Origin of the sequence: Listeria booriae, assembly GCF_000766865.1 — a bacterium.
Classification (GTDB): Bacteria; Bacillota; Bacilli; order Lactobacillales; family Listeriaceae; genus Listeria_A; species Listeria_A booriae.
The window spans coordinates 1-22,410 of sequence record NZ_JNFA01000001.1; the positions used below are offsets into that span (position 1 = coordinate 1).

Sequence of the window (22,410 nt, forward strand, 5' to 3'; positions counted from 1 at the left end):
TTTTTTGGACTGAGTTCAAAACTCTTAGCTTGAATCAATCGGACTTTGTCGTTTTCCCATCATCATACATCCTTTCTTATTTAAGTTTAGTTAGCTAAAATACTACTTTCGCAATATTTCATTCATTTGTGCCTATTTCGCTTACTTTCTTGTCCAAGTATATAATAGGATTTCGAAGTCGTTTTCTAAGATTCAGGAAAAAATAGGGCAATTTGCGAATAATTTGTGTCTTCTTACGAAAAAACTGCTAATTTCGTTTCTAGCTTCGATTTATCCATATAGATCGCACTCTTAATTGTGTAGATGTAGCCTTCTTCTTGTAGTTTTTGCAAAACGTTGGTCACAGTATTCGGATTTAAGTTCGTATATTGCGCAATCATGCCTTTGCTGATTTGTTTAGGGAAGCTGATAATGTTTTTTTCTGATGTTGTTTCCCCGTATTTCTCGCCGAATTCGAGTAGCACTTTGCTGATTCTTTGTCTTGTTGGAAGTCTAAGTAACTCCTCTTTTTTCGCCATATGGTGTACGCGATTTTGCATATGCACATAGTGGTAAAAATAGCCTTCTTGTGTGTTAATTATTTTTTCAATGATGTCTTCTTTAGCATATCTAGTCACAACTAGCTCGTCGGATAGAACTTGGTACTTATAGAACGCATCGCTTCCAAGCATCAAATTAGAAAAGCCAAGAACGTCACTTGTTGTGTAAAAATCGACCACTACCTCACCTTCGATAGTAGCTGTTACAATGCCTTCCTCGATGAAATAAACCGCATTTAAGTCAGAATTGCTTTTAAAAATAGTATCGTTTCGGTTGAATATCTTCTTCACACCACTTGTCGGAAAAATACTGTCTGTTTCTATAAATTGACGAAATTTGCGCTCGCTGAATTGGCTTGTTATAGACTCTTCACTGTATAGGTTATTCATTTCTATCATTTTCTGCCGCATGTAAATTCCTCCTCTCTGTTTTATTTCAATTTTTATGTGCCTTCGTCATAGTAGTGAACGGAACTTAGTATAGAACATAAATCTGGATTCATTTTCTATAAACCAGAATACAAATATAGTTTTTTGAACATTTTATGACTTTTTAGATTATTTATAGGTGTATTTTAGCTTCCAAGGCTTGTTAGATTCGTTAGGGTTAAATGTTATAAATTGTGAAGAAAAAGGAGGTTTACAGCCTCCTTTTTCTAATATGCAATATTTCTTTGTATTCAAGAAATATTTATATTAATTGGTTTATATTTTGTACTGTATCCACAATATACGTGGTAGGTTCTTTTGTATTTTCTAAAACTTCATCCGTCAATGTTACACTGTTGATTTGGTTGTTTTCGTACGATGTGAAGTAGTACGTCTTGCTTTCCGAACACATCGATGCCACATATTGCGTGAAATCAGGGTCGCCATTGTCTTTGATGACAGCCCCATTTGGGATGCGGACACTGTTCAAGATGTACCATACATTTGTGATTGCTTCTTCTTCATTTTTAGCTGGAACAACGTTTTCTTTTAAATAAGCCGCGCGGACAAAGCGTTCTGGTGGTGTGAAGCCGCCTGGTAACTTGCTTGTTCCAGTTCCTTGTGAGAATGGTTTGGCGACATAGTCACCGAACTTCACTGGCGCGAGTTGTTTGGCTTGTAAGCCTGTGTAGTTTCTCAAGTTTTCAATGTGCCATTCGAGGCGTGGCGTGTTTGTCATAACGCCTACCGGGTTTTCTTTGATGCGTAATGTCGTTTCCGTTGGTTCAATCACTGCGCAACGTCCGCTCTTATCCGTGAAAATCCAATGTAGCGGCGTCGTGATTCCTAGTAACGCTACCGGCTGATCCACTAAGTTAATATCCGCCAACTTCGCTGCCACATCTTCAATCGTCGCACATGTCCCTAACATCCAAAGTAAGAATTCCTGCGGGGCTAAATTAATTTTTCCATCAATAGCTTCTGGTGCATAAACCGCTTCACCTGGAAGATACAGCGACGCACAACTCAATCCTTTTTCATTCAACCCATCTGCGAAAATGTATTTATCGAGCTCTCTACCTGCTCCAACAAATGCGTATTCATTCATGTACTCCACACCGTCTGTCGATGATTGCCACACATAATTCCTCGGGCTAATCGTTGGGTTCGCCTCCAAAATAAAAGCGAAATCCATTGTTCTTGATAATAAATGTTTTCCATCTAACGTTTCTAATACTAAGCTTGTGCACATAATTTATTCTCTCCTTCAAAATTTTATTTACTATTTATTATAGCTAGTTTTTTGTATGTTTTTATACTTTTGATGTTTTGGCGGTACGTTATTAACTGTCCTATTTTCCTGTCAAAACGTTGTCGCATCCTCATGTCTCTCTCACTTACAATACCTATTATATCGAATTCCAGACGTTGCAAATCCTTGTTTTTGTCGTATCGTTTGCCCTTTTTTGGTAATTCTGTTCTAGCTAAAAAATAACTAGTCTATTAACATTTCAGAAATTGTACTATTTTTGTAAAGTTTTCCTCTTTTTTAGTTTTGTTTATAAGTTCAGGGGTATTATGACTGTAATATATATTATGCTTTTGATATATATTTCTAGTCATTCTATAAAAAGGAGGAAGTAGCATGTGTACAAGTTTTGTTTATCAAACGAAAGGCGAAAATTTATTTTTATCTCGAACCATGGATTTTGGATTTACGCTGGATGCAAAACCGGTGGCTCTGCCGCGTGGATATACTTTTGAATCCGATGTTGATGGTGAACGCTATTCGGGAAAATACGCATTGATTGGCGCTGGCAGAAATTTAGGAAAATATATTTTAGCAGATGGGGTTAATGAACATGGGCTAGCCTGCGCCTCGTTGTATCTACCTAGTGAAGCTGTCTATTCGAAAAATACCGAAGCGGGTAAAACCAATCTCGCGCCTCACGAATTCTTACTTTGGGCCTTGTCCTTCTGTAAAGATGTTAGCGAATTAAGAGAAGTGCTCCAAACCATTCATCTGGTTGATCAAAAAGTAGACCTACTCGGCATCACCACGCCACTTCACTGGATTTTCTATGATAAATCAGGAAACGTTGCCGTTATTGAGCCGACAGATCCTTCGTTCAAATTAACATTGAAAGAAAATCCCGTTGGCGTTATGACTAACACACCTTCCCTTGAATGGCATTTTAAAAATTTAACTAATTATATTGATATTACACCTGAGCAAAAAACTTCCGCAAAATTTGGCAAATTTGAAGCACATCCTTTTTCACAAGGTGGTGGAACTTTGGGCTTGCCAGGTGGATATACACCGCCAGAACGCTTTGTCCGCGCGGCTTATTTGAAAGAACATATTCAGGAAGCAAACAATGAGCAAGAAGGTGTCACCAATGTTTGGTACGTTTTAAAAAGCGTTACAATACCTAAAGGCGCCGTCATCAAATCCGATGGAACACCCGATTTAACGCAATATACGTCTTCTATGTGCGTGTCTTCACTGACTTATTATTTTACACCATACGGCAATCAACGCATTACAGGATGCAAGCTTGACGACGATTTTATCAATCATTCACAAACCCCATACGAGTGGGATGTATTGCAAACCGAAGATATCTTATATAAGGAGCGATAATTATGTTACATGATCGAAGAAATGAAAAACACGACGCTAAAATGCCAATTTACGGAAGCTATGCGGAGGATTCTGCTATCGTTAAAACATCATTAAGAAGGTCTCCGATTGACGCACAAATAGCTTACCGCCTAATTTCCGACGAACTAATGGATGAAGGTAACGCACGTCAGAACTTCGCGACATTTTGTCAAACCTATATGGAACCAGAAGCTGTACAATTAATGAGTGAAACGCTAGAAAAGAACGCCATTGATAAATCCGAATACCCACAAACCGCAAAACTAGAAAATTACTGCGTCAATGTTTTGGCTGATTTATGGAGTGTCCAAAAAGACGATGACTTCATTGGTACGTCCACAGTTGGCTCGAGTGAAGCGTGTATGCTCGCTGGGATGGCAATGAAATTCAGATGGCGCACGATGGCTAAAGAAAACGGCCTTGATATCAATGCACAAAAACCAAACCTGATTATTTCGTCCGGTTTTCAAGTTTGTTGGGAAAAATTCGGTGTCTATTGGGATGTTGATTTGATTGAAGTTCCTGTGGATAGCAAACATATGAGTATTAATACAGATATTCTCATGGATTACGTCAATGAATACACCATTGGAATCGTTGGCATTCTGGGGATTACTTACACTGGTAAATTCGATGATATCGAAAAAATAAACCATCTCGTTGACGACTATAACAAGAAGAGCAAATGGCATGAGCTCGTTATCCATGTCGATGGCGCAAGCGGTGCGATGTTTACACCATTCGTGAACCCTGAATTACCTTGGGATTTCCGTCTTAAACATGTCGTTTCGATTAATACATCCGGTCACAAATACGGTCTCGTTTATCCTGGTATTGGCTGGGTGCTTTGGAAAGATAAGAAATACTTGCCTGAAGAGCTGGTTTTCGATGTGAGTTATTTAGGAGGTCACATGCCGACCATGGCAATCAATTTCTCGAGAAGCGCTAGCCAAGTCATCGCGCAATACTACAACTTCTTACGTCTTGGTTTTGATGGCTATCGCGGCATTCATGAAAGAACGAAGAAAGTAGCCCTCTTCCTATCCAAAGCGCTTGAAGAAACAGGACTTTTTGAAATTTATAATGACGGCGCTAATTTGCCAATCGTCTGTTACACGTTAAAAGCTGATACAGACAAAGAATGGACCTTGTACGATTTAACCGACCGCTTACAAATGAAAGGCTGGCAAGTTCCGACCTATCCACTTCCAAAAGATATGGAGGACGTCTTAATTCAACGCTACGTATGCCGGGCTGACTTAGGTTTTAACGTCGCCGAAGAATTTGTAGCCGATTTAAATGAAGCTGTTGAAGAACTAGATAAAGCAAGAATTCTAGCACCAAAAGCCGAAACGACAGATGGCAAAAAAGAAACAAGAGGATTTACGCACTAAAATGGCGATGGATCACGAGAAGCACTCCCGTTTTTCGTGATCCATTTAAAATTAGAAAGGGGTTTTCAAAATGGCTGGAAAAAAGGAGTTAACATTATTCGGCTTTTTCGCAATCACTGCATCACTTTTTATCACCGTTTATGAATATCCTACCTTCGCTACATCCGGATTTAAACTGGCCTTCTTTCTTATCTTTTGCGGTATTTTATGGTTTTTGCCTGTGGCGCTTTGCTCAGCAGAGATGGCGACAGTCAAGGGCTGGCAAGAAGGCGGTATTTTTACTTGGGTAGGAAAAACACTCGGTGAACGTTATGGCTTCGCGGCGATTTTTTTCCAATGGTTTCAAGTAACTGTCGGCTTTGTGACAATGATTTATTTCATTCTCGGAGCATTGGCTTATGTCTTTGATTTTAAAGCTTTAGACAATGATCCACTCATAAAGTTCTTAGGTGTTATTGTTATTTTCTGGATTTTAACGTTTGTTTCACTTGGGGGAACGAATAGAACAGCGAAAATCACCAAACTCGGCTTTATTTTTGGGATTACGCTTCCTGTTATTTTAATGTTTATCCTCGCTATTTTTTATTTTGCAAAAGGAAATCCGATTGAAATCAAGTTTACAATGGACAGTTTTGTTCCTAAAATTACTGATTTTTCAGCACTTGCGATTTTCATTCTCGCCTACATGGGGGTTGAAGCATCGGCGCCGCACATCAATGAAATGAAAAATCCGAAACGCGACTATCCAATTGCCATGGTTTTGATCGTTATTGTCGGTATTGGGCTAAGTACACTCGGCGGTCTTTCTGTCGCATCTGTCGTTCCCGCGCATGAGCTAAGCCTTAGTTCTGGTGTTGTCCAAGCTTTCGAAAGACTTATTTTACAAAATGGTGATGGTTTAACTTGGCTTGTAAAAGTGCTGGCCTTTCTTGTCGCTTTTGGCGTTATGGGGCAAGTCAGTTCTTGGATTGTCGGGCCAACTTCTGGTATGTACACAGTCGCCCAAAAAGGCGTTATTCCTAAAAAGTTAGCTAAAACAAATAAAAATGATGTACCGGTCATTTTAATTGGCATCCAAGGCATTATGGTGACGGCTTGGGCAGCAATTCTAACATTTGGCGGTGGCGGAAATAACGTATCGTTCCTAACAGCCATCTCGCTTACGGTTGTCATTTACTTGGTCGGCTACGTTCTTTTCTTCCTCGGCTATCTTGTTTTAGTGTTCAAGAAAAAGAACTTAGAACGTTCCTTCGAAATTGGCGGCGGTCCATTTGTTAAAACACTTATCGCTTGTATTGGCCTATTCATCTCCGTGCTAGCGATTGCCTACTCCTTCGTTCCCCCATCCAGCTTAAAACCAGATGAATACGAATCCTACAAACACATTCTAGCGATTAGCCTTGCCCTAACAACGATTTTACCATTCGTCATCTACATGTTCACCGCACCAGACAATCAACTGCATTTAAAAGAACTAAAAACACTCGACAGCTCAAAAATAGACAAATTCACACATCCAATGGGACGTATTCGGGCAGAATTCAGTAAAAAAGATCAGTCTGGAGGGGATTAACGTGAAAATGATAAAAGCAGAATGGAAAAACCTGCTGCAAAACAAAGTCCTGCTAATCTCCTTTATTGCAATACTTTCCATCCCAATCCTATACGCCGGTTTCTTCTTAAAGTCCGTTTGGGACCCCTATCAAGAAACAAGCCATTTACCAGTTGCCGTAGTCAATGAAGATCAATCCATCACTTTCCAAGGGCAAAAAGTCGATGTGGGCGATCAACTTACCGCGCAACTCAAAAAGAATCATAACCTCGATTGGGACTTCGTTTCTGCAGACGAAGCAAATAAAGGCATGAAAGATTTAAAATATTATCTAATCGTGAAAATTCCGAAAGACTTTTCAGCAAACGCTATCACGTTAATCGACGAAAAGCCTAAAAAAATGAATCTAACTTATGAAACAAACGGCTCGCTCAACTTCATTGCCGAAGAAATTGGCGAAATCGGCATCCGTGAAGTAGAGTCACAAGTCAATAATCAAGTAACCGAAGCTTACGGTGATGCACTCGTAAAAGTAGCCGACAAAATTGGTAGTGGCATGAAACAAGCCGCAAACGGAGCTGACCAAATTGATCAAGGTACGCAAAAACTCGGAGCTGGCAACACAGAAATTACAGATAATCTAGATAAGCTAGCCTCCAGCACAGTCACTTTTTCGGGTGGTATGAATCAGTTACAGAACGGCCTTGTCACCTACACAAACGGGGTTAGCGAACTCGACACAGGCGCCAACAAACTATATTCCGGCTCCTCCCAACTGGAAAATGGCATCAATGAACTTTACGGCAATATCCCAGCACTTGAAAACGGCACATCCGAACTACAAAGCGGGCTCACACAGCTTTCCGCAGGCTCCGCGAAGTTAGAAAATGGTTTACAAGAACTACAACAAAACCTAGACGCACCATCTGCAAAACAGAAAATCAAAGAACTACAAAGCGGCATGAATCAGTTTGAGCAAGGTTTGAACTTACTAAACAGTAAAGTGAATAATCCTGCAATCGATACGCTAGAAAATAAAATTAAAAGTTTTTCACCCGTTTTAAATCGTATCGAGGGTAACCTCTCAGACCTAGAAACTGCGCTCAGTCCTAGCGGGCAGCAACAATATCTGGACCAAATGACTGCACAAGTTAACAGTACGAGCTTGACCCCAGCAGAGAAACAAACATTAATCAACAACATCACCCAAATTTTCAATCAACAAGTAAGCGACCATCAAGCCTTACTTACTGATATGAGAGCTGATATCAATCTCGTATTAAATGATTTAGAAGACATTCCGAAAGGTTTAGCCGCTGTGCAACAATTACAAGGCGGTGTTTCTGAACTAGCAATCAACTTCCCACAAATCAAAAATGGCACTAATCAACTCGCTGGTTCGCTAAATACCATTTCAAGCGCAGTAGGAACTTCTGGAAACCAAAATACATTGTTAGGCGGCGCAACTGCTCTAAATGCTGGTATCAATCAAGCTGCCGGTGGTGTCAATGAACTCAATGCCAAAGTTCCCGTGCTAGCTGCGGGTGTTGGTAAATTAGACGCCGGAAGCAAACAACTAAATAGCGGCACCGCACAACTTGTCGCTGGGACAAATAAATTAAACACGAATAGTCCTGAACTTTTAAGTGGAGCCAATAAATTAGCGACTGGCTCGGATGAACTCGAATCAGGCTCCGCAAAACTAGCAGCTGGCTCACAAACACTTGGTCAAGGAATTACCAAACTTGAAAGCGGTTCTGATGAGCTCGCCACCAAATTAGACGCAGCGGCAACTTCTTTTAATGACTTGAATGTGAATAAAGACAATATCGAAATGCTCGCTTCACCTGTCAAATTGGATTCCAAACCGTACAGTGTTGTGAAAAGTTACGGCCAAGCTTTGGCGCCATACGTGATGTCTCTTGCGTTATATGTAGGCTGTCTCGTTCTAAACTTTGTTTTCCCAATCCGCAAAGTATCTATGTTAGAGCAAACAAGTACAGCTTGGTGGGCAAGTAAAGTAAGTATCGGCTTATTTGCCGCAATAGCGATGGCGATTATTCAAGTCAGCGTCATGCTCTTACTAGGACTGCAGGTAGACAATATTTTCGAGTTCTATCTGACAGCACTCGTCACCGTCTTAGCTTACATGGCGATTATCATGTTCCTAGCCATGGCATTCGACAATCCAGGACGCTTCGCAGCAATGATTCTACTCATCATTCAACTAGCCGGTGCGGGAGGAACATTCCCAATCCAGCTTACGAACTCATTCTTTGAAGCGATTCACCCATTCCTGCCAATGACGTATTCTATCTACGCATTCCGGGAAGCCATCACAGGCGGTATCGGCACGAGTCTCTTCACGCAAAGCCTCACGATACTATTCATCATTTTCATCGTCTTCAACGTTCTGTTGTGGTTCGCGATGCGAATTCTGCAGAAAAAACATCTCGATGGTATCTCGCAGTTGGATAATAATCAGGAATTACAAGGCTTAGAGAAATAAAGTAAACCATCATAAAATGAGCCGAAGCGTTTGAGATACACGCTTCGGCTTTATTTAGTATCATATTTTATCGTACTACTACGCATTTAATCATCCATTCTAGGTGTTGTATCGTTCGTGGCATTTTTTAATTCTCGTTGTGCTGCGTTATAATCATCAGCGGATACGCCTCGTACGCCTTGTGCTGCTCGTACTTGGCTTACCGATGTGTTGAACGGTGTTATAAGACTCGCGCCAATAACGGACACCACAGCTATATTGCTGACTACTTTTTGCATTTTTTTCTTGTTCACAATTGGACTCTCCTTCTCGGTTTTATGAAATGGCTTCTAGCTTTGTTTCTAGTTTTTCCGTGTTGACAAAAATGGCGCTACGAACGGGATAAATGCACGCTTCTTCTTGTAGTTTTTGCAGGACTGTTGTAATTGTACTCGCGTTGAAATTCGTATATTGCGCAATCCTGCCTTTGTTTATTTGTTTTGGGAAACGGAGCATATCTTTATCGTCCACTTCATTTCCATATTTTTCACTAAGTTCTAACAGCACGAAAATGATTCTTTCTTCTGTTGGTAATTGCAATAATTCTTGACGGGCAAGCAATCGACTGGCCGTATTTTGCATGTGCATGTAGTGATACAAATATCCTTCTTGCGTATTCATTATTTTCTCAATCAGATTTTCTTTTCGGTAACGCGTCACTTCGACCTCATCAGATAGAACCGTGAAAGTGTAGTCTGATTTACTTCCAAGTGTTAAATTAGATAAGCCAATGACATCGTTTTTGGTAAAGAAATCGACAGCTACATTACCATCCAGCGTGGCCGCGACCATACCTTGTTCAATAAAATAAACGTCGTTGGTATCCGCTCCTTCGCGAATGAGAATATCTTGCTTCACATAGTTCTTCTTCACGCCTTGAACTGGGAAAATAAAATCATCTTGTATAAATTGGCGAAACTTGATCTCGCTGAAATCTTTGCTAATATCGGATTCCGCGTGAAGTAATCCTATATTCGTTTCTTTATTGTTCATCTAAAAAACCTCCTAATCTTTAGGGAATACAATCAGCCATTCTGCCGCTTTATCGTGGCCAGGTTCGGGTATATAGCTCATCCAACCTTCCTCCAAATCGACAGGAATTTCAAAATAAATATTCCCTTTCAGCTCTTGTCCTGGTGCCATCGTGTGCCCTAGACTATCTTCTTTCATGCCATACATCAAATTTTGTTTGTGGTTCGGGTCCTTCAAACTGAAATTTCCCAATCCGATGCTTTGTTGTTCTTTGGATTTGTTTTTCACGGTAACTTCGACTTTTAAAAGTGCTTTATGATCGGAGTCTGTTTTTTCTCGGGTTACTTTTGTAGGTTTGATTTTTATCGTTTTCGTTTCGTATGCTTTATGCATGTCGGAGGCTGCAGATGCTGTGCTGCAACCTCCGAGTGCTATCATGCTCGTAATAATGACTACTGTTATGAGAGCGACCATTTTTTTCATGTTTAAATCCTTTCTTCTTGATTTTTTTCGTTGTATTTTTGGTAATTCATTTCTGCTTCGATTTGTTGCATCTCATCTTCTAAATCTAGAGCGATGAGGTGCAACAAAATCCAGAATTTCGCAGTTGTAGAATAGTCGTCTGGTTTGTAAAAGTGTCTCCATCTCGGTGGTTTTCCCATCTGAATCACCTCTTATTCTACAGATAAAGTAGCTTTTTCTTGGATAGTTGCTTCTTTGATGGCTTTTTTTTCCTTTTTAGTGTGAACGGCGTAGATGACGAATGGAATTAATACGGTGATGATGAAGCTTGCTGCAAGGATGATTTCATAAGACATGTCGCTGCTCTTGCTTAGTGATGCTGGTGGGAAGAACGCGGACACGATTGCGGCTACTGACATTAATAGTCCAACGCCTGCAACGATTAATTTCACGATTTTGCCACCTGGGATTTGATACGTACGTTCTAGATTTTTCTTTTTCAAAATAAGGACGAAATAAGCTAGGAAGAATAGGACGTATCCAATCAAGTAGATGACAACAGTTAGTGAAATGGCAGTTAGGAATGATACGTTGTTACCGCCACCGCCGAATGTTAGGACTGCTGCCCAGATAGAAACGATGACACCTTGAACCATAATAAGTGGTACGGGAACGTTGTGTTTATTTGTTTTGCGGAATACAGACGGGATAATGCCTTTATCAGCAACGGTTTGCATACCTTTTGTTGGTCCGACAATCCATGAGCTAACTTGTGCCATAACGCCGAATGCGATCATGAAGGCGATTAGTTTAACAACCCACTCCAAGCTGTTTCCATTTTGTAAAATAAGGGCTTTAAATGTTTGAACAACGCCTGAACTTAGTGATAAATCATGCGATGGTACGACAGAAGCTACAGATAATCCGCCGATTGTGTTTAAGGCAATTCCGACAAAAATGAGTAAAATCATTGCTAGCGGGTAATCGCGTTTTGGATTTTTCATTTCATTGATGTGTGGTGCAGAGGCTTCGACGCCCATGTAGGCAAGCATGAAGATTACAAGTGATGACATGTCTGTCCATTTTGGAATGAAGCTTGATGCTGTGAAGGAAATTGCTGCGTGGTGACCTGATTTTAAGTGGAAAATAGTTAGGAAAAATAGTGCTAATACTGGAATCGTGATACCGACAACGAAACCTAATTTTGCGAAGATGGCAGTAACTTTTGTGCCTTTTAATTGTAGTAATGTCAGTCCCCAGAAAATCACAAGGACAGCGATAAATTTATACATTGGGTTAGAATCAAGTGCTGGAAAACTAATAACGTAAGATAGTGCGCCAATAATGAAGTAAATCATTGTGACAAAGCCAACTGTGATTTGGAACCATTGGAAGAATATCGCGGCAAAACCATATTTTTCGCCAAGTGTTTTACTTACCCAGCCAAAAATTCCGCCTTCCTGGTAACCGTCTACTGTCGCGAGCTCTGCGGAACAAAGCGAGACTGGTAAGAACCATAAGAATCCACATAGTAGTAAGAAGAACACGAGGGAAAATCCAGAAGTGGCGAATGTTGGATATTCATAAACGGTGATAAATAGAGAAGCTGTTATTGCGAAGAATCCGAATAGTGATAACGTTTTTGCTGAAGCTTGCTTTTTCATTATTTATTTCCTCCTAAGGATAATTTGATTTAAGTATGCAACATTTCAAAATAGAGGGAGAGTCACGTGCCATTTTTTGTAACTCTCCAGTTTTTCTTAATGTGTAAAGCCATGTGTTTTAGACGTATTGACATCATGGTATAAAATATGTGCGTTGTTAAGTTCTTCAATACTCTCGCTCAGGTCGTTTTTGAAAGCTGTAACCATGTTTTGACCTAAGTCGCCGCGGCAAACGTAGCGCTGAATAATCGTGTTACCCATTTCTTTTGGAAGTGGATACGCCGGAACCTGCCAGCCCTTCATTTGCAAGCGATCTGCCAAATCGTAAAGCGTCCACTCCACATTGGCATCGTCTTTTAGTTTGTAACAAACGATTGGTAAATTGTCGCCATCGTTATAAATTTCGAAAAGTCCTGTTTCGGCAACTGCTTGTGATAATTGCAAGGCGCCATCTCTCGTACGCATATGGATTTGGCGGTAACCATCATATCCGAATCGTAAGAAGTTATAATATTGACCGATAATCTGACTCGCACTTCTGGAAAAATTGATTGCCATGGTCGGCATGTGTCCGCCAAGGTAGCTCACATCAAACACCAATTCTTCTGGCAAGTACTCCTTGTCACGCCATAAAATCCAACCAACACCTGGGTACACAAGACCGTATTTATGTCCTGACGTATTAATCGAAACAACATTTGGTAAGCGGAAATCCCATTCTAACTCTGGATCAACAAACGGTGTAAACATCGCACCACTCGCACCATCAACATGAATCACGACTTCATTGTCATGCGTATTATTGTAGTCTTCCACAAGATCATTCAACGTTTTGATGTCGTCAAATTTACCTGTGTAGGTGATGCCTAGAATGCCGACAATCCCAATCGTGTAGTCATCCACGTAGTCCATGACGATATCCGTATTGATGCTCAAATGGTCTTCACTCATCGGTACTTCGCGCAGTTCGATATCCCAGTAGACACAGAACTTCTCCCAGCAAACTTGATATCCCGAGGAAATAACTAAGTTTGGCTTTTTAGCATTGATATCTAGTCCATTTTCGCGTGCAGCATTGCGCCATCTGAATTTCATCGCCATCCCGCCAAGCATACAAGCCTCACTCGAACCAACCGTCGACGTTCCCATGTAATGCTCCGAATCATCCGCGTTCCAAAGATCAGCTAACATGTTCACACAACTCGACTCAAGCTTTGCCGTCTGCGGATATTCCGACTTATCAATCGCATTTTTCTCCATCGTTTCCGCCATGATTTGCTCCGCTTCCGGTTCCATATATGTTTGACAGAAAGTAGCTAGATTTTGTCTCGCCGAACCCTCATCAATCAATTGATCCTTCACAAGTTGGTAAGCAATCCGCGGGTCTACCGATTCCTTATTCATGCGTTTCTCTGGTAAATCTTGTCCTGACTCAAAAGATCCAAACACCGGTACATTATTTTGTTCTACATTTGTTTTAAACATATAAATTCCTCCAATAATTAATTTTTTATTTTGAATATTCCGTTATATAAAAGGGCTATTTAGACTAATTTATTCACATTTTGCACTGTATCCACGACATACGTGGTAGGCTCTTTTGTATTTTCTAAAACTTCATCCGTCAATGTTACACTGTTGATTTGGTTGTTTTCGTAGGAAGTGAAGTAGTACGTCTTGCTTTCCGAACACATCGATGCCACGTATTGCGTGAAATCCGGGTCGCCATTGTCTTTGATGACAGCGCCATTCGGGATGCGAACGCTATTCAAGATGTACCATACGTTGGTGATTGCTTCTTCTTCATTTTTCGCAGGTACGACGTTTTCTTTCAGGTAAGCCGCGCGGACAAAGCGTTCTGGTGGTGTGAAGCCGCCTGGTAATTTACTTGTTCCTGTTCCTTGTGAGAATGGTTTGGCGACATAGTCACCGAACTTCACTGGCGCAAGTTGTTTGGCTTGTAAGCCTGTGTAGTTTCTCAAATTTTCAATGTGCCATTCGAGGCGTGGCGTGTTTGTCATAACACCTACCGGGTTTTCTTTGATGCGAAGTGTCGTTTCCGTCGGCTCAATCACCGCGCAGCGCCCACTCTTATCCGTGAAAATCCAATGTAGCGGCGTCGTGATTCCTAGTAGCGCTACTGGTTGATCCACCAAGTTAATATCCGCTAACTTCGCCTCCACGTCCTCAATCGTCGCACATGTACCTAACATCCAAAGTAAGAATTCCTGCGGGGCCAAGTTAATTTTTCCATCGATAGCTTCTGGTGCATAAACCGCTTCTCCTGGAAGATACAGCGACGCACAACTCAATCCTTGCTCATTCAATCCATCTGCGAAAATGTATTTATCAAGCTCTCTACCTGCTCCAACAAATGCGTATTCATTCGTGTACTCCACACCGTCTGTCGATGATTGCCACACATAATTCCTCGGGCTAATCGTTGGGTTCGCCTCCAAAATAAAAGCGAAATCCATCGTTCTTGATAATAAATGTTTTCCATCCAACGTTTCTAATACTAAGCTTGTGCACATAATTTATTCTCTCCTTCAAAATTTTATTTACTATACTACTTATTATAGCGAGGTTTTTTTCGTATGATTTTCTTCTTTTGTCGTTTTAGTGGTACATTTTTGACTGCTTCGTTTTCCTGCTAAACGTTGTCGCATCCTCATGTCTCTCTCACTTACAATACCTATTATATCGGTTTTTACGCTCGCTAAATTTCCGATTTTGTCGTATTATCTGCACATTTTTAACCGAACGTAAAAAAAAGCCACCAAGATTGGCAGCTTTCTTCTATATACTATTTACTAGACATCGCTTCAATGACAATATCAATGATATTAGTGAAATCCCGCGCAGAAAGTTCTGCTTCAATGTGGAGTACCTTTTCACGATTATACCGCTCCACCATCATCGGCGTGGCAACGGTCGTCAAAATCAAATCTGCTTGTGGCGCACTATTCTTATTCAAGAACTGCACTTTATACCGATATTTCAACGTGTCAAAAATCTGAAGACGCAAATTCCGCTCTGCAAACTTAGGTAAATCTGTATCTAACACAATCCGAATCTGTTCCTCAAAATACGTTAACCGCTTTATAGCTGAAAACAGTAGCCCGTACCTCGTCAATAAAAAATCCTTCTCTAAAAACAACGCATTGCCAGTCTCTGCGTATAGCTTATCCAACAGCTCATTCAATTTCTGATGCAAATTCGGATAATACTCCTTCAATTTACGCATATATTCATACCCATTGATATCCACCGAAAAATTCTTAAATAACGTACAAAATAGATGCGCCGAAAAACTACTATTGAAAAACGTATCATATTTTTTCTCAGGTATCGGCGCCATTTCTTCAGAAAACACACGCATAAACACTTCTGTAGCAACATAAACATCAGATTTATTCTTTTTATGCGGTGCCATAGCTCGTCTTGCTACTTCTTTATTTTCATACAACTTAGGTCGCGTCTCCATCAGTAGATAAAAGAAATAAACTTCGCTCTCCTTCTGAATATTCAGCGAGTCAAACACAGCTTTTATTTTGGTCAAGCTTCTAAAATCATTATCCAAGTCTAAATAGTTTTTCCAATTCGGGTTCAGTTCGACAAAATGCCTTTTCCGAATCCGAATCGTATTAATCGCTATAATATACTCAATCTGATACTGCTGCACATAGGTTAAGTTCTGCCGCAAACTCGAAGTCACTTTCAATGCAGCCTCCTCGACCGCTTTACGATCTACTATATCAAACGGCCACATTGCACCTTGGTATATGCGCCAATAATAGCTATAAAAAAACATCCTAACCTGTTCCTCAGGTCCTATCACTTCATATGTTTCCCGCTTCAAGCCAATCCCATAAGGTTCTAGCAACTCCTGAAAATATTTTAGCGAACGTCGAATCGTCGTTTCACTCAAAAAATAATCCATCGCAAACTTTTTCACCGAGGTGAACTCTTCAAAAAAGATGGCTTTCATGAGCATAATTGTCACGTTATCTTCTAGAAGATACAATTCGAAATTGAGTACATCCGCGCCTAGCGTAATTTCTAGGAACACACCTTTATTTTTTGCGGTATGCAGTTGAATGTTCTCGTCATTATAGTCCTCAATTTTCTCCAACAAGTCTGCAAGATAGCGCTGTATCGTTCTCTGATTCATGTCCAAACGCTCGCTCAGTTCATTTACCGTATACCAACGCGGCTCCTCCGCAATCATTCGCAAAAGCAACATACTATTAGTTGTACTTTGGTCCCCAGCTAGATAAATATCTTTTTTCATTGGAAATCCCCCTTCAAAAAATGACCAGAAAACACAATCCAATAATTATTTAACATTTATTTATTAATACCTATACCACATTCATCTTAAAATACTCCTCTAATATGAAAAAGTATAACACAATCGGCTTTTTTATGATTCTAAAAACAAGAAAATCTCGCGCATCATTCGAACTTTTTGTTACTATTTTAGCTACACAAAAAAACTCTGCATCCCGTATGGAATGCAGAGCCATTATGATTAATCTTCTACTGCTTGTAATTCTTGATTATTGTCTAGTTGAGATACGCCTTCAAGATGTTTCTTTTGTAATTGTTTCATTCCGAACCATAGTAGGCCGGCGAATACTGCGAAGATTCCTACAAGAACGAACAGGCTTTGGAAGTAAACGTTCATGCCGATTCCGCTTGTAATGGCTTGTCTGAATCCGTAGATAGAGTAAGTCATTGGTAGGAATGGGTGAATCGCGTTGAAGAATCCGTTTGTTAGTGGCATTGGGAATGTTCCGCCTGCACCGCCAAGTTGTACGATGAGTAAGATCATTGCAACAAAGCGACCTGGGTTATCAAATGTCATAGCTAGGAACATGATGATGAACATGTACGCCAGTGACGTTGTAATTGCCATTGCATAAAATTGAATCAGTGAATCTACGTGTAATCCGAGTACTAACATAACTGTTGCTTGGATAAGTGCCATCACGATTGCTACGAAAGCGCCAATTGATGCTTTACTTGCCCACCATGCTGTACTTGTTTGACCACGCATTGAGATTTTTCTGATTGGGAATACGAAGTTGAATACTAGGGCACCAACATATAGTGCTAGTGACATGACATATGGTGCTAATGCTGCGCCGTAATTTGGAACTGTACTGTAATTTTTGTGATTTACTTTGTCTGGGCTTGCGAACATATCGAAGTTCTTATCTGTTGGGTTTAATTGACCCATTTGTCGGCTTCCTGCTGCTAATTTTGAAGATAGTTCTGTTGCGCCTGCATTTAGTTTGTCAATGCCTGTTCCAAGTTGTGCGGAACCTGCTGCTAGTTGTGCTGATCCGTTGTGAATTTCACCTGCGCCATTGCTTAGTGCTGCTGCGCCATTTTGTAATTTTGGTGCATTGGCTACAAGTTCGTTCGTGCCATCTGCTAATTGTGCTGCGCCGTTATTTAGTGCATTTACGCCATTTGTTAGAGCTGGTAGTTGACCTGAGAAAGTATTCATGCCGCCTGCAAGTTTTGTTGCACCGTTATTTAGGTCTGCTGATTTGCTACCTAGTTCAGATGTTCCGTCGTTGATTTTTTTCAAACCGTTATTTAGAGCTTGGCTACCGTCTGTTAATTGGTTTACGCCGCTTGCTAAACTTGGTACTTTTGCGTTTAATTCTTTGGCACCTGTTGTCGCGTCTGCAATACCGCTATGAAGTGCTGTTGCGCCGCCAAGTAATGTGTTCTGGTCGTTTGCGCTACCTACTGCTTTTTGAATATCAGCCATTGAACCGATTAGAGCGTTTGTACCGCTGTAAATACCTGGGTTACCGTTAAAGCCATTGTTTAATTGACTAACGCCAGATTGTAATGCCTCAATTTCACCGATGCTGTCTGGGATATCTGCTAATAATTGACTCATTTCTTCTAGATCTTTATGCAACATTTGAATGATTTCGTTTTGCTTTTGTGCTTGATCTGCCAAAATTGGTTTAATGTCGTTAATCAAATTAGCTTTGTCTTCTGGAGCTAGTGTTTCTGAGGCTTCGATTTTAGCGATAATTTGTTCGCTATGGTTGCCGTTTGTTAATGCTTCTAGTGCTGCTAGGCGTTCTTCGATTTTGTTAACGGTTGGTTCGATTGCCTTGCCTTTGTCAACAATGCTCGTTAATGTTGTGTTATTAACTTGTTGATTTAATTCGGCAAGTCCTGTTTTAAATTGGTTCAAGCCACTTTGTAATTCTGCGATTTGTGATTTGCTCGTCGGGCTTGAAAGGTTAGAATCTAATGTTTCTAGTCCTGATTTTAGTTGTGCGCTACCTGTGTTTAATTTTTCTAGTCCTGTTTGTAGTTCGCCAACACCGTTTTCTAGGTTTGGTAACTGATTATTTAGATCATTCAGACCTTTCGTTAGGCTTGATGAACCTGCAAGAGCGGATGACGTACCTTTATTTAGTTCGTTCACGCCTGATGTATATTGTCCAACACCGTTTGATAATTGGCTAGCACCAGCGTCAAGTGCTGCAACACCATTTGTTAATGGGCCGACATTAGAGGCTAGTTTTTTCGTACCTGCATCTAATTGCGCCGCGCCATTGTTTGCTTTTTCGACGCCTGCAACGTACTGATCTAAGCCGACATTAAAAGTATCTGCGCCGTTCTCAAACGTAATCGTGCTGTTTGCTAATTTATCAAGATTCGTCGTTATTTCTTTGTTCCCATCACTAAGTTTGTTTCCACCGTCAGCAATTTGTTCCGCACCATCGGCAGCTTGTACAATCCCGCTGCCTAGCTTACCAACTTGTGCAAAAATCGTTTCTGCATAACCTTTCGTCACACTCGTTCCAACTTGTGCTTTCAAGTCTTCAATCGCCATTTTCGTTACTTCTTCACCAATGAAATTAAGAGAGCCATTTGTTTCATAGCCAATCTCCATTTTTTTCGGGTTCTCATCTAGAAGTGTCGTCGCGTTTTTAGAGAAGTCTTTTGGCAGAGTCACGATCATGTAGTATTTAAGGTCTTTCATGCCTTGTTGCGCTTCTTCTTTAGAAACAAAACGCCAGTCTAGCGAATCATCTTTTTTCAGTTTAGCGACTAGTTGATCGCCGACATCCATTTTCTGTCCTTGGAAGTCCACTGTTTCATCTAAGTTCACGACCGCGACTGGCAAATGACTTGCCTTACCATATGGGTCCCACACTGATTTTAAGAAAAAGCTTGCATACATTATTGGGATAAAAAGAATTGCTATAAAAGAAATTAGTAGTACCTTATTATGAAATAGTTTTTTCCACTCATTTTTGACCATATTCATATTTAATATTTCCTCCTTCAAATTCTTCAAGATATTTGTCATCTCTTGCTTACAAATACAAGTATATAGATTTTTGAAGCTTGGAAATTCTTGTTTTTGTCGTTTTGTGTGCATAAAAATGGTGGCGGGTATTAAAAGGGGTGAAAACATTGTAAACAAGCCATTTCATAAGTAGATTCACATGTTATTCAGCTATACAAAAAAAGCAGAAACCTTTGTATAACCCAATTTTTTTAAAATGGACATACAAGATTCCTGCTCATTTCGCGTTAACGGCGTGACTACCTCACACTTTTTCTATACCAAAGCAAAGCAGCTCCTAAAAGAAGTAGCGTGACACCAAGAAGAATGAAATGTTCCTCCGATTGGTCTCCTGTTTTCGCTAATTTCATTGGTTTTGCATCTGATTTAGATTTCGTATCTGGTTTAGACTCTGATTCTGCCTTATCTGGTTTAACTATCGGCTCTATCTTCGGTGTGTCAGTAATGCCAGGCTTTTCAACTGGAAGTGTAATTTCTGGTTTTACTATTGGCGTATCCATTGGTTTGGTCGGAGCCTTGGCCGGAATTTCTGGCTTGCTCTCTGGCATTTCAGGTTCCGGTAACACAGGTTCTGGCGTGAAAAGATGGCTATTTTCCTTCACTACCTCCACGGCAGTATTATTTTCCCCAAACTCAATTTCAAATGATACTGGCTCTTCATCCAGCATATATCCTTGAGGCGCATCTGTTTCCACGAATGCATATACGCCAGGATCTAATTCCAGCGTTACTTTTCCGTCTTCATCCGTTATTAAATCTTCTAATAAAACATTCCCATCTTGATCCAGCAACTCAAAAGATGCTCCAGCTAGCGTATTCTCACGATTGGTCGCCTCGATTTTCGTCAGTGTGACCGTTCCTGTCTGCAACTTATTCTCTGTTCCAACTACAATCGGCGTCACATCCTGATCCGCAACAACGACGAGATATGGCGTACTATCCAAGACATATCCCACAGGCGCCTCAATTTCCGTTACTGTATAATTCCCAAGCGGAAGTGCCTTCGTTACTAAAAATCCTGCTTCATCTGTCGCTCCCTCAAAAACAACCTCTGCCTTGTCATTCTTCACTTCATAAACTGCACCAGCTACTGGATTCTGATGATTGTCTACTTTCTGGATGCTTATTCGCCCGTCATATTTCCTCGTAGATACAGCATTCGAATAGATTACATTATTCTCCACCGTCAAATAAGCTTGGTTAGACAATAAATCGCCTATTTTCAGCGCTTCGACATTCACCTTAAATCGCCATTCCATCTGATTGGTTTTCGGTATATCAACCAGTGTTGTAATCCTAATCTCATTATCCACTAGCTGCATATCTACCACGCTATCATCATACGGCAAAAGGGTGGGTGACTTAATTCTCTCATCCAATGGATCGGTAATCGTTGTCCCCGCAGGAATAGCATCACCATCTAAGGATGTCAATCTCAGCGTATAAACCAGTTCATTATCATCATAGTTGAGCGCTGTTTTATCCACACTTTTATTTAAAATATAGCTGGTTCCAAAATGTTTGATTGGTTTTACAGGCACAGATTTGACAACATCTGCGCGATTGTTTGCCGATAATTGGGCAACATTTTGCTGTAAACCAGTATTTACATCATCCACATTTAGTGCATATTCAATGAAATACGTATCATCTACAGTCAAATCTCCTAATTCTACTGTAAAACGATTCGTTTCCTTATCTAGATGGATTTTATCTTGAAAATCTGCAGTGACATACTTATATTTTGTCGCTGTCCCATTTGCATCAAAACCCGTCACTTTCAAAATTCGAATTCCCTCTTTGTCCATCGCATCACCTGATACCGAAGGCTTAGTCGATGACGCTATCAACGATGTCCCTTTTGGCAGTGTATCCGTTATAACAACATTCTTCAAATCAATTCGTCTATAATTCACGACCAACTGAAAACTATTATTCTCAGCATCCATCGTATTTAGTGTCGCAACGCCATCCTTATCAAAATCGCCTTTGTACCACTTGTCAAATAACGGCATAATCGCAACGTTTTGCTTCTGCACATCTGCTGTTACTTGCTTATTTTGTCCCGCGTAGTCAACGGCAAATGTCTGTGTGTCATGGTAAGCATCACCAACAGTCATTACCGGTGCACCGAATTTAATCTCAAAAATACCATTGAACGCGTCATTAGCTCCTATTGTACTTCTATCTATTGAAAATGTAAGCCGATAATTTGTCGCATCACTCGTTACATTTTCTAGTTTAAACGGCTGCGGAATATTTGTTTTTGTCGTGAAATCATTCGGGTTATACACAATCTCTTTCGGTATCGTCACAACAATATTTCCATTATCCGATACGAAAGCACCTGCACTCCCAGAAATGTTGACGCGTAAATTGACTTCTTCCCGACTTTTAATTGTCCCCGTCACGATTGCTAATGATGTTTGAATGGAACTACTATCCTCTTTTGTTGCGCCACTTTGAGCAGTTGCGAATACACCAAATAGTGGTAAACATAGAATTGCAATAAGTAAGCACGCAATAAATTTTTTATTTTTCCCCATTGTTTGTCTCCTTTATTCCTTTATTTCAAGCGCTATGTTTCATAAAACTTCAAGTGTTAATCATTGAACTGTATGCCTCCCAATCGTTTTAATGAATACACTTCCATCATAATCCCTTCTATACACTGGTTAAAGATGCATTTATATACCATTTGCAAATTATATAATCTTTTATGACTATTATGTGTCTATGTATAGCGTCACATTCAAAGTATATGAAAATCATTCTCTCTCTCGAAAGGAAAAGGCTGGCACTTCCAAACAGAAAAACGACAACTGGAT

At 40.3% G+C, this 22,410-nt stretch carries 16 protein-coding genes; 4 read left to right on the plus strand and 12 right to left on the minus strand.

All coding sequences use genetic code 11. From position 1 onward, the window contains the following. Positions 1–233: 233 nt before the first annotated feature. Positions 234–950, minus strand: coding sequence for a Crp/Fnr family transcriptional regulator (locus tag EP57_RS00005; RefSeq protein ID WP_036082971.1), 717 nt, complete (start codon positions 948–950; stop codon positions 234–236). A gap of 280 nt (positions 951–1,230) precedes the next feature. Beyond that, on the minus strand, positions 1,231–2,220 hold the full coding sequence (locus EP57_RS00010) for a choloylglycine hydrolase family protein (RefSeq protein WP_036082973.1): 990 nt from the start codon (positions 2,218–2,220) through the stop codon (positions 1,231–1,233). A 393-nt stretch (positions 2,221–2,613) separates the two neighbouring features. Between EP57_RS00010 and EP57_RS00015 the strand changes: the two genes are divergently transcribed. From EP57_RS00015 to EP57_RS00030, 4 genes are all read left to right on the plus strand, one after another. Beyond that, positions 2,614–3,612 carry a choloylglycine hydrolase family protein gene (locus tag EP57_RS00015; RefSeq protein WP_036082975.1) on the plus strand — a complete coding sequence of 333 codons (999 nt, stop codon included), beginning with the start codon at positions 2,614–2,616 and terminating at the stop codon, positions 3,610–3,612. A gap of 2 nt (positions 3,613–3,614) precedes the next feature. Next, entirely contained in the window at positions 3,615–5,027 is a 1,413-nt protein-coding gene (gene gad, locus EP57_RS00020; protein ID WP_036082977.1) for a glutamate decarboxylase, read from the plus strand. Positions 5,028–5,097: 70 nt separating this feature from the next. Further along, positions 5,098–6,600 carry an amino acid permease gene (locus EP57_RS00025; RefSeq protein WP_052167437.1) on the plus strand — a complete coding sequence of 501 codons (1,503 nt, stop codon included), beginning with the start codon at positions 5,098–5,100 and terminating at the stop codon, positions 6,598–6,600. Between the two features lie 7 nt (positions 6,601–6,607). Further along, positions 6,608–9,088: a YhgE/Pip domain-containing protein gene (locus EP57_RS00030; protein WP_221641572.1), complete on the plus strand. Its 2,481-nt coding sequence runs from the start codon at positions 6,608–6,610 to the stop codon at positions 9,086–9,088. 86 nt (positions 9,089–9,174) lie between these two features. On the opposite strand, the gene EP57_RS00035 is transcribed toward EP57_RS00030, so the two are convergent. From EP57_RS00035 to EP57_RS00075, 10 genes are all read right to left on the minus strand, one after another. Continuing rightward, the gene (locus EP57_RS00035) at positions 9,175–9,381 is read right to left on the minus strand and encodes a hypothetical protein (RefSeq protein WP_036082981.1); all 207 of its coding nucleotides are present in this window, start codon (positions 9,379–9,381) and stop codon (positions 9,175–9,177) included. 22 nt (positions 9,382–9,403) lie between these two features. After that, the gene (locus EP57_RS00040; RefSeq protein ID WP_036082983.1) at positions 9,404–10,120 is read right to left on the minus strand and encodes a Crp/Fnr family transcriptional regulator; all 717 of its coding nucleotides are present in this window, start codon (positions 10,118–10,120) and stop codon (positions 9,404–9,406) included. A 12-nt stretch (positions 10,121–10,132) separates the two neighbouring features. Continuing rightward, on the minus strand, positions 10,133–10,582 hold the full coding sequence (locus EP57_RS00045; protein ID WP_036082985.1) for a DUF4352 domain-containing protein: 450 nt from the start codon (positions 10,580–10,582) through the stop codon (positions 10,133–10,135). Between the two features lie 2 nt (positions 10,583–10,584). Then, a complete protein-coding gene (locus EP57_RS17045; protein ID WP_173405073.1) occupies positions 10,585–10,761 on the minus strand; it encodes a hypothetical protein in 177 nt (58 codons plus the stop codon). Positions 10,762–10,773: 12 nt separating this feature from the next. Then, the gene (gene gadC / locus EP57_RS00050; protein WP_036082987.1) at positions 10,774–12,225 is read right to left on the minus strand and encodes a glutamate/gamma-aminobutyrate antiporter; all 1,452 of its coding nucleotides are present in this window, start codon (positions 12,223–12,225) and stop codon (positions 10,774–10,776) included. 96 nt (positions 12,226–12,321) lie between these two features. Then, entirely contained in the window at positions 12,322–13,710 is a 1,389-nt protein-coding gene (gene gadD1, locus EP57_RS00055) for a glutamate decarboxylase GadD1 (RefSeq protein WP_036082989.1), read from the minus strand. Between the two features lie 59 nt (positions 13,711–13,769). Further along, positions 13,770–14,759: a choloylglycine hydrolase family protein gene (locus EP57_RS00060; protein ID WP_036082991.1), complete on the minus strand. Its 990-nt coding sequence runs from the start codon at positions 14,757–14,759 to the stop codon at positions 13,770–13,772. A 272-nt stretch (positions 14,760–15,031) separates the two neighbouring features. Beyond that, positions 15,032–16,519, minus strand: a complete 1,488-nt coding sequence (locus tag EP57_RS00065; protein WP_036082993.1) for an AcpB/EbpR/MafR family transcriptional regulator — start codon at positions 16,517–16,519, stop codon at positions 15,032–15,034. Positions 16,520–16,759: 240 nt separating this feature from the next. Next, positions 16,760–19,540, minus strand: coding sequence for a YhgE/Pip domain-containing protein (locus tag EP57_RS00070; RefSeq protein WP_036082995.1), 2,781 nt, complete (start codon positions 19,538–19,540; stop codon positions 16,760–16,762). Between the two features lie 281 nt (positions 19,541–19,821). Then, positions 19,822–22,128: a SpaA isopeptide-forming pilin-related protein gene (locus EP57_RS00075; RefSeq protein ID WP_036082997.1), complete on the minus strand. Its 2,307-nt coding sequence runs from the start codon at positions 22,126–22,128 to the stop codon at positions 19,822–19,824. Positions 22,129–22,410 lie beyond the last annotated feature (282 nt).

Coding starts and splice junctions, on each gene's coding strand:
- EP57_RS00005 (WP_036082971.1), bottom strand. CDS start 950: ATGCGGCAGAAAATGATAGAAATGAATAACCTATACAGTGAAGAGTCT.
- EP57_RS00010 (WP_036082973.1), bottom strand. CDS start 2,220: ATGTGCACAAGCTTAGTATTAGAAACGTTAGATGGAAAACATTTATTA.
- EP57_RS00015 (WP_036082975.1), top strand. CDS start 2,614: ATGTGTACAAGTTTTGTTTATCAAACGAAAGGCGAAAATTTATTTTTA.
- gad (WP_036082977.1), top strand. CDS start 3,615: ATGTTACATGATCGAAGAAATGAAAAACACGACGCTAAAATGCCAATT.
- EP57_RS00025 (WP_052167437.1), top strand. CDS start 5,098: ATGGCTGGAAAAAAGGAGTTAACATTATTCGGCTTTTTCGCAATCACT.
- EP57_RS00030 (WP_221641572.1), top strand. CDS start 6,608: ATGATAAAAGCAGAATGGAAAAACCTGCTGCAAAACAAAGTCCTGCTA.
- EP57_RS00040 (WP_036082983.1), bottom strand. CDS start 10,120: ATGAACAATAAAGAAACGAATATAGGATTACTTCACGCGGAATCCGAT.
- EP57_RS00045 (WP_036082985.1), bottom strand. CDS start 10,582: ATGAAAAAAATGGTCGCTCTCATAACAGTAGTCATTATTACGAGCATG.
- EP57_RS17045 (WP_173405073.1), bottom strand. CDS start 10,761: ATGGGAAAACCACCGAGATGGAGACACTTTTACAAACCAGACGACTAT.
- gadC (WP_036082987.1), bottom strand. CDS start 12,225: ATGAAAAAGCAAGCTTCAGCAAAAACGTTATCACTATTCGGATTCTTC.
- gadD1 (WP_036082989.1), bottom strand. CDS start 13,710: ATGTTTAAAACAAATGTAGAACAAAATAATGTACCGGTGTTTGGATCT.
- EP57_RS00060 (WP_036082991.1), bottom strand. CDS start 14,759: ATGTGCACAAGCTTAGTATTAGAAACGTTGGATGGAAAACATTTATTA.
- EP57_RS00065 (WP_036082993.1), bottom strand. CDS start 16,519: ATGAAAAAAGATATTTATCTAGCTGGGGACCAAAGTACAACTAATAGT.
- EP57_RS00070 (WP_036082995.1), bottom strand. CDS start 19,540: ATGAATATGGTCAAAAATGAGTGGAAAAAACTATTTCATAATAAGGTA.
- EP57_RS00075 (WP_036082997.1), bottom strand. CDS start 22,128: ATGGGGAAAAATAAAAAATTTATTGCGTGCTTACTTATTGCAATTCTA.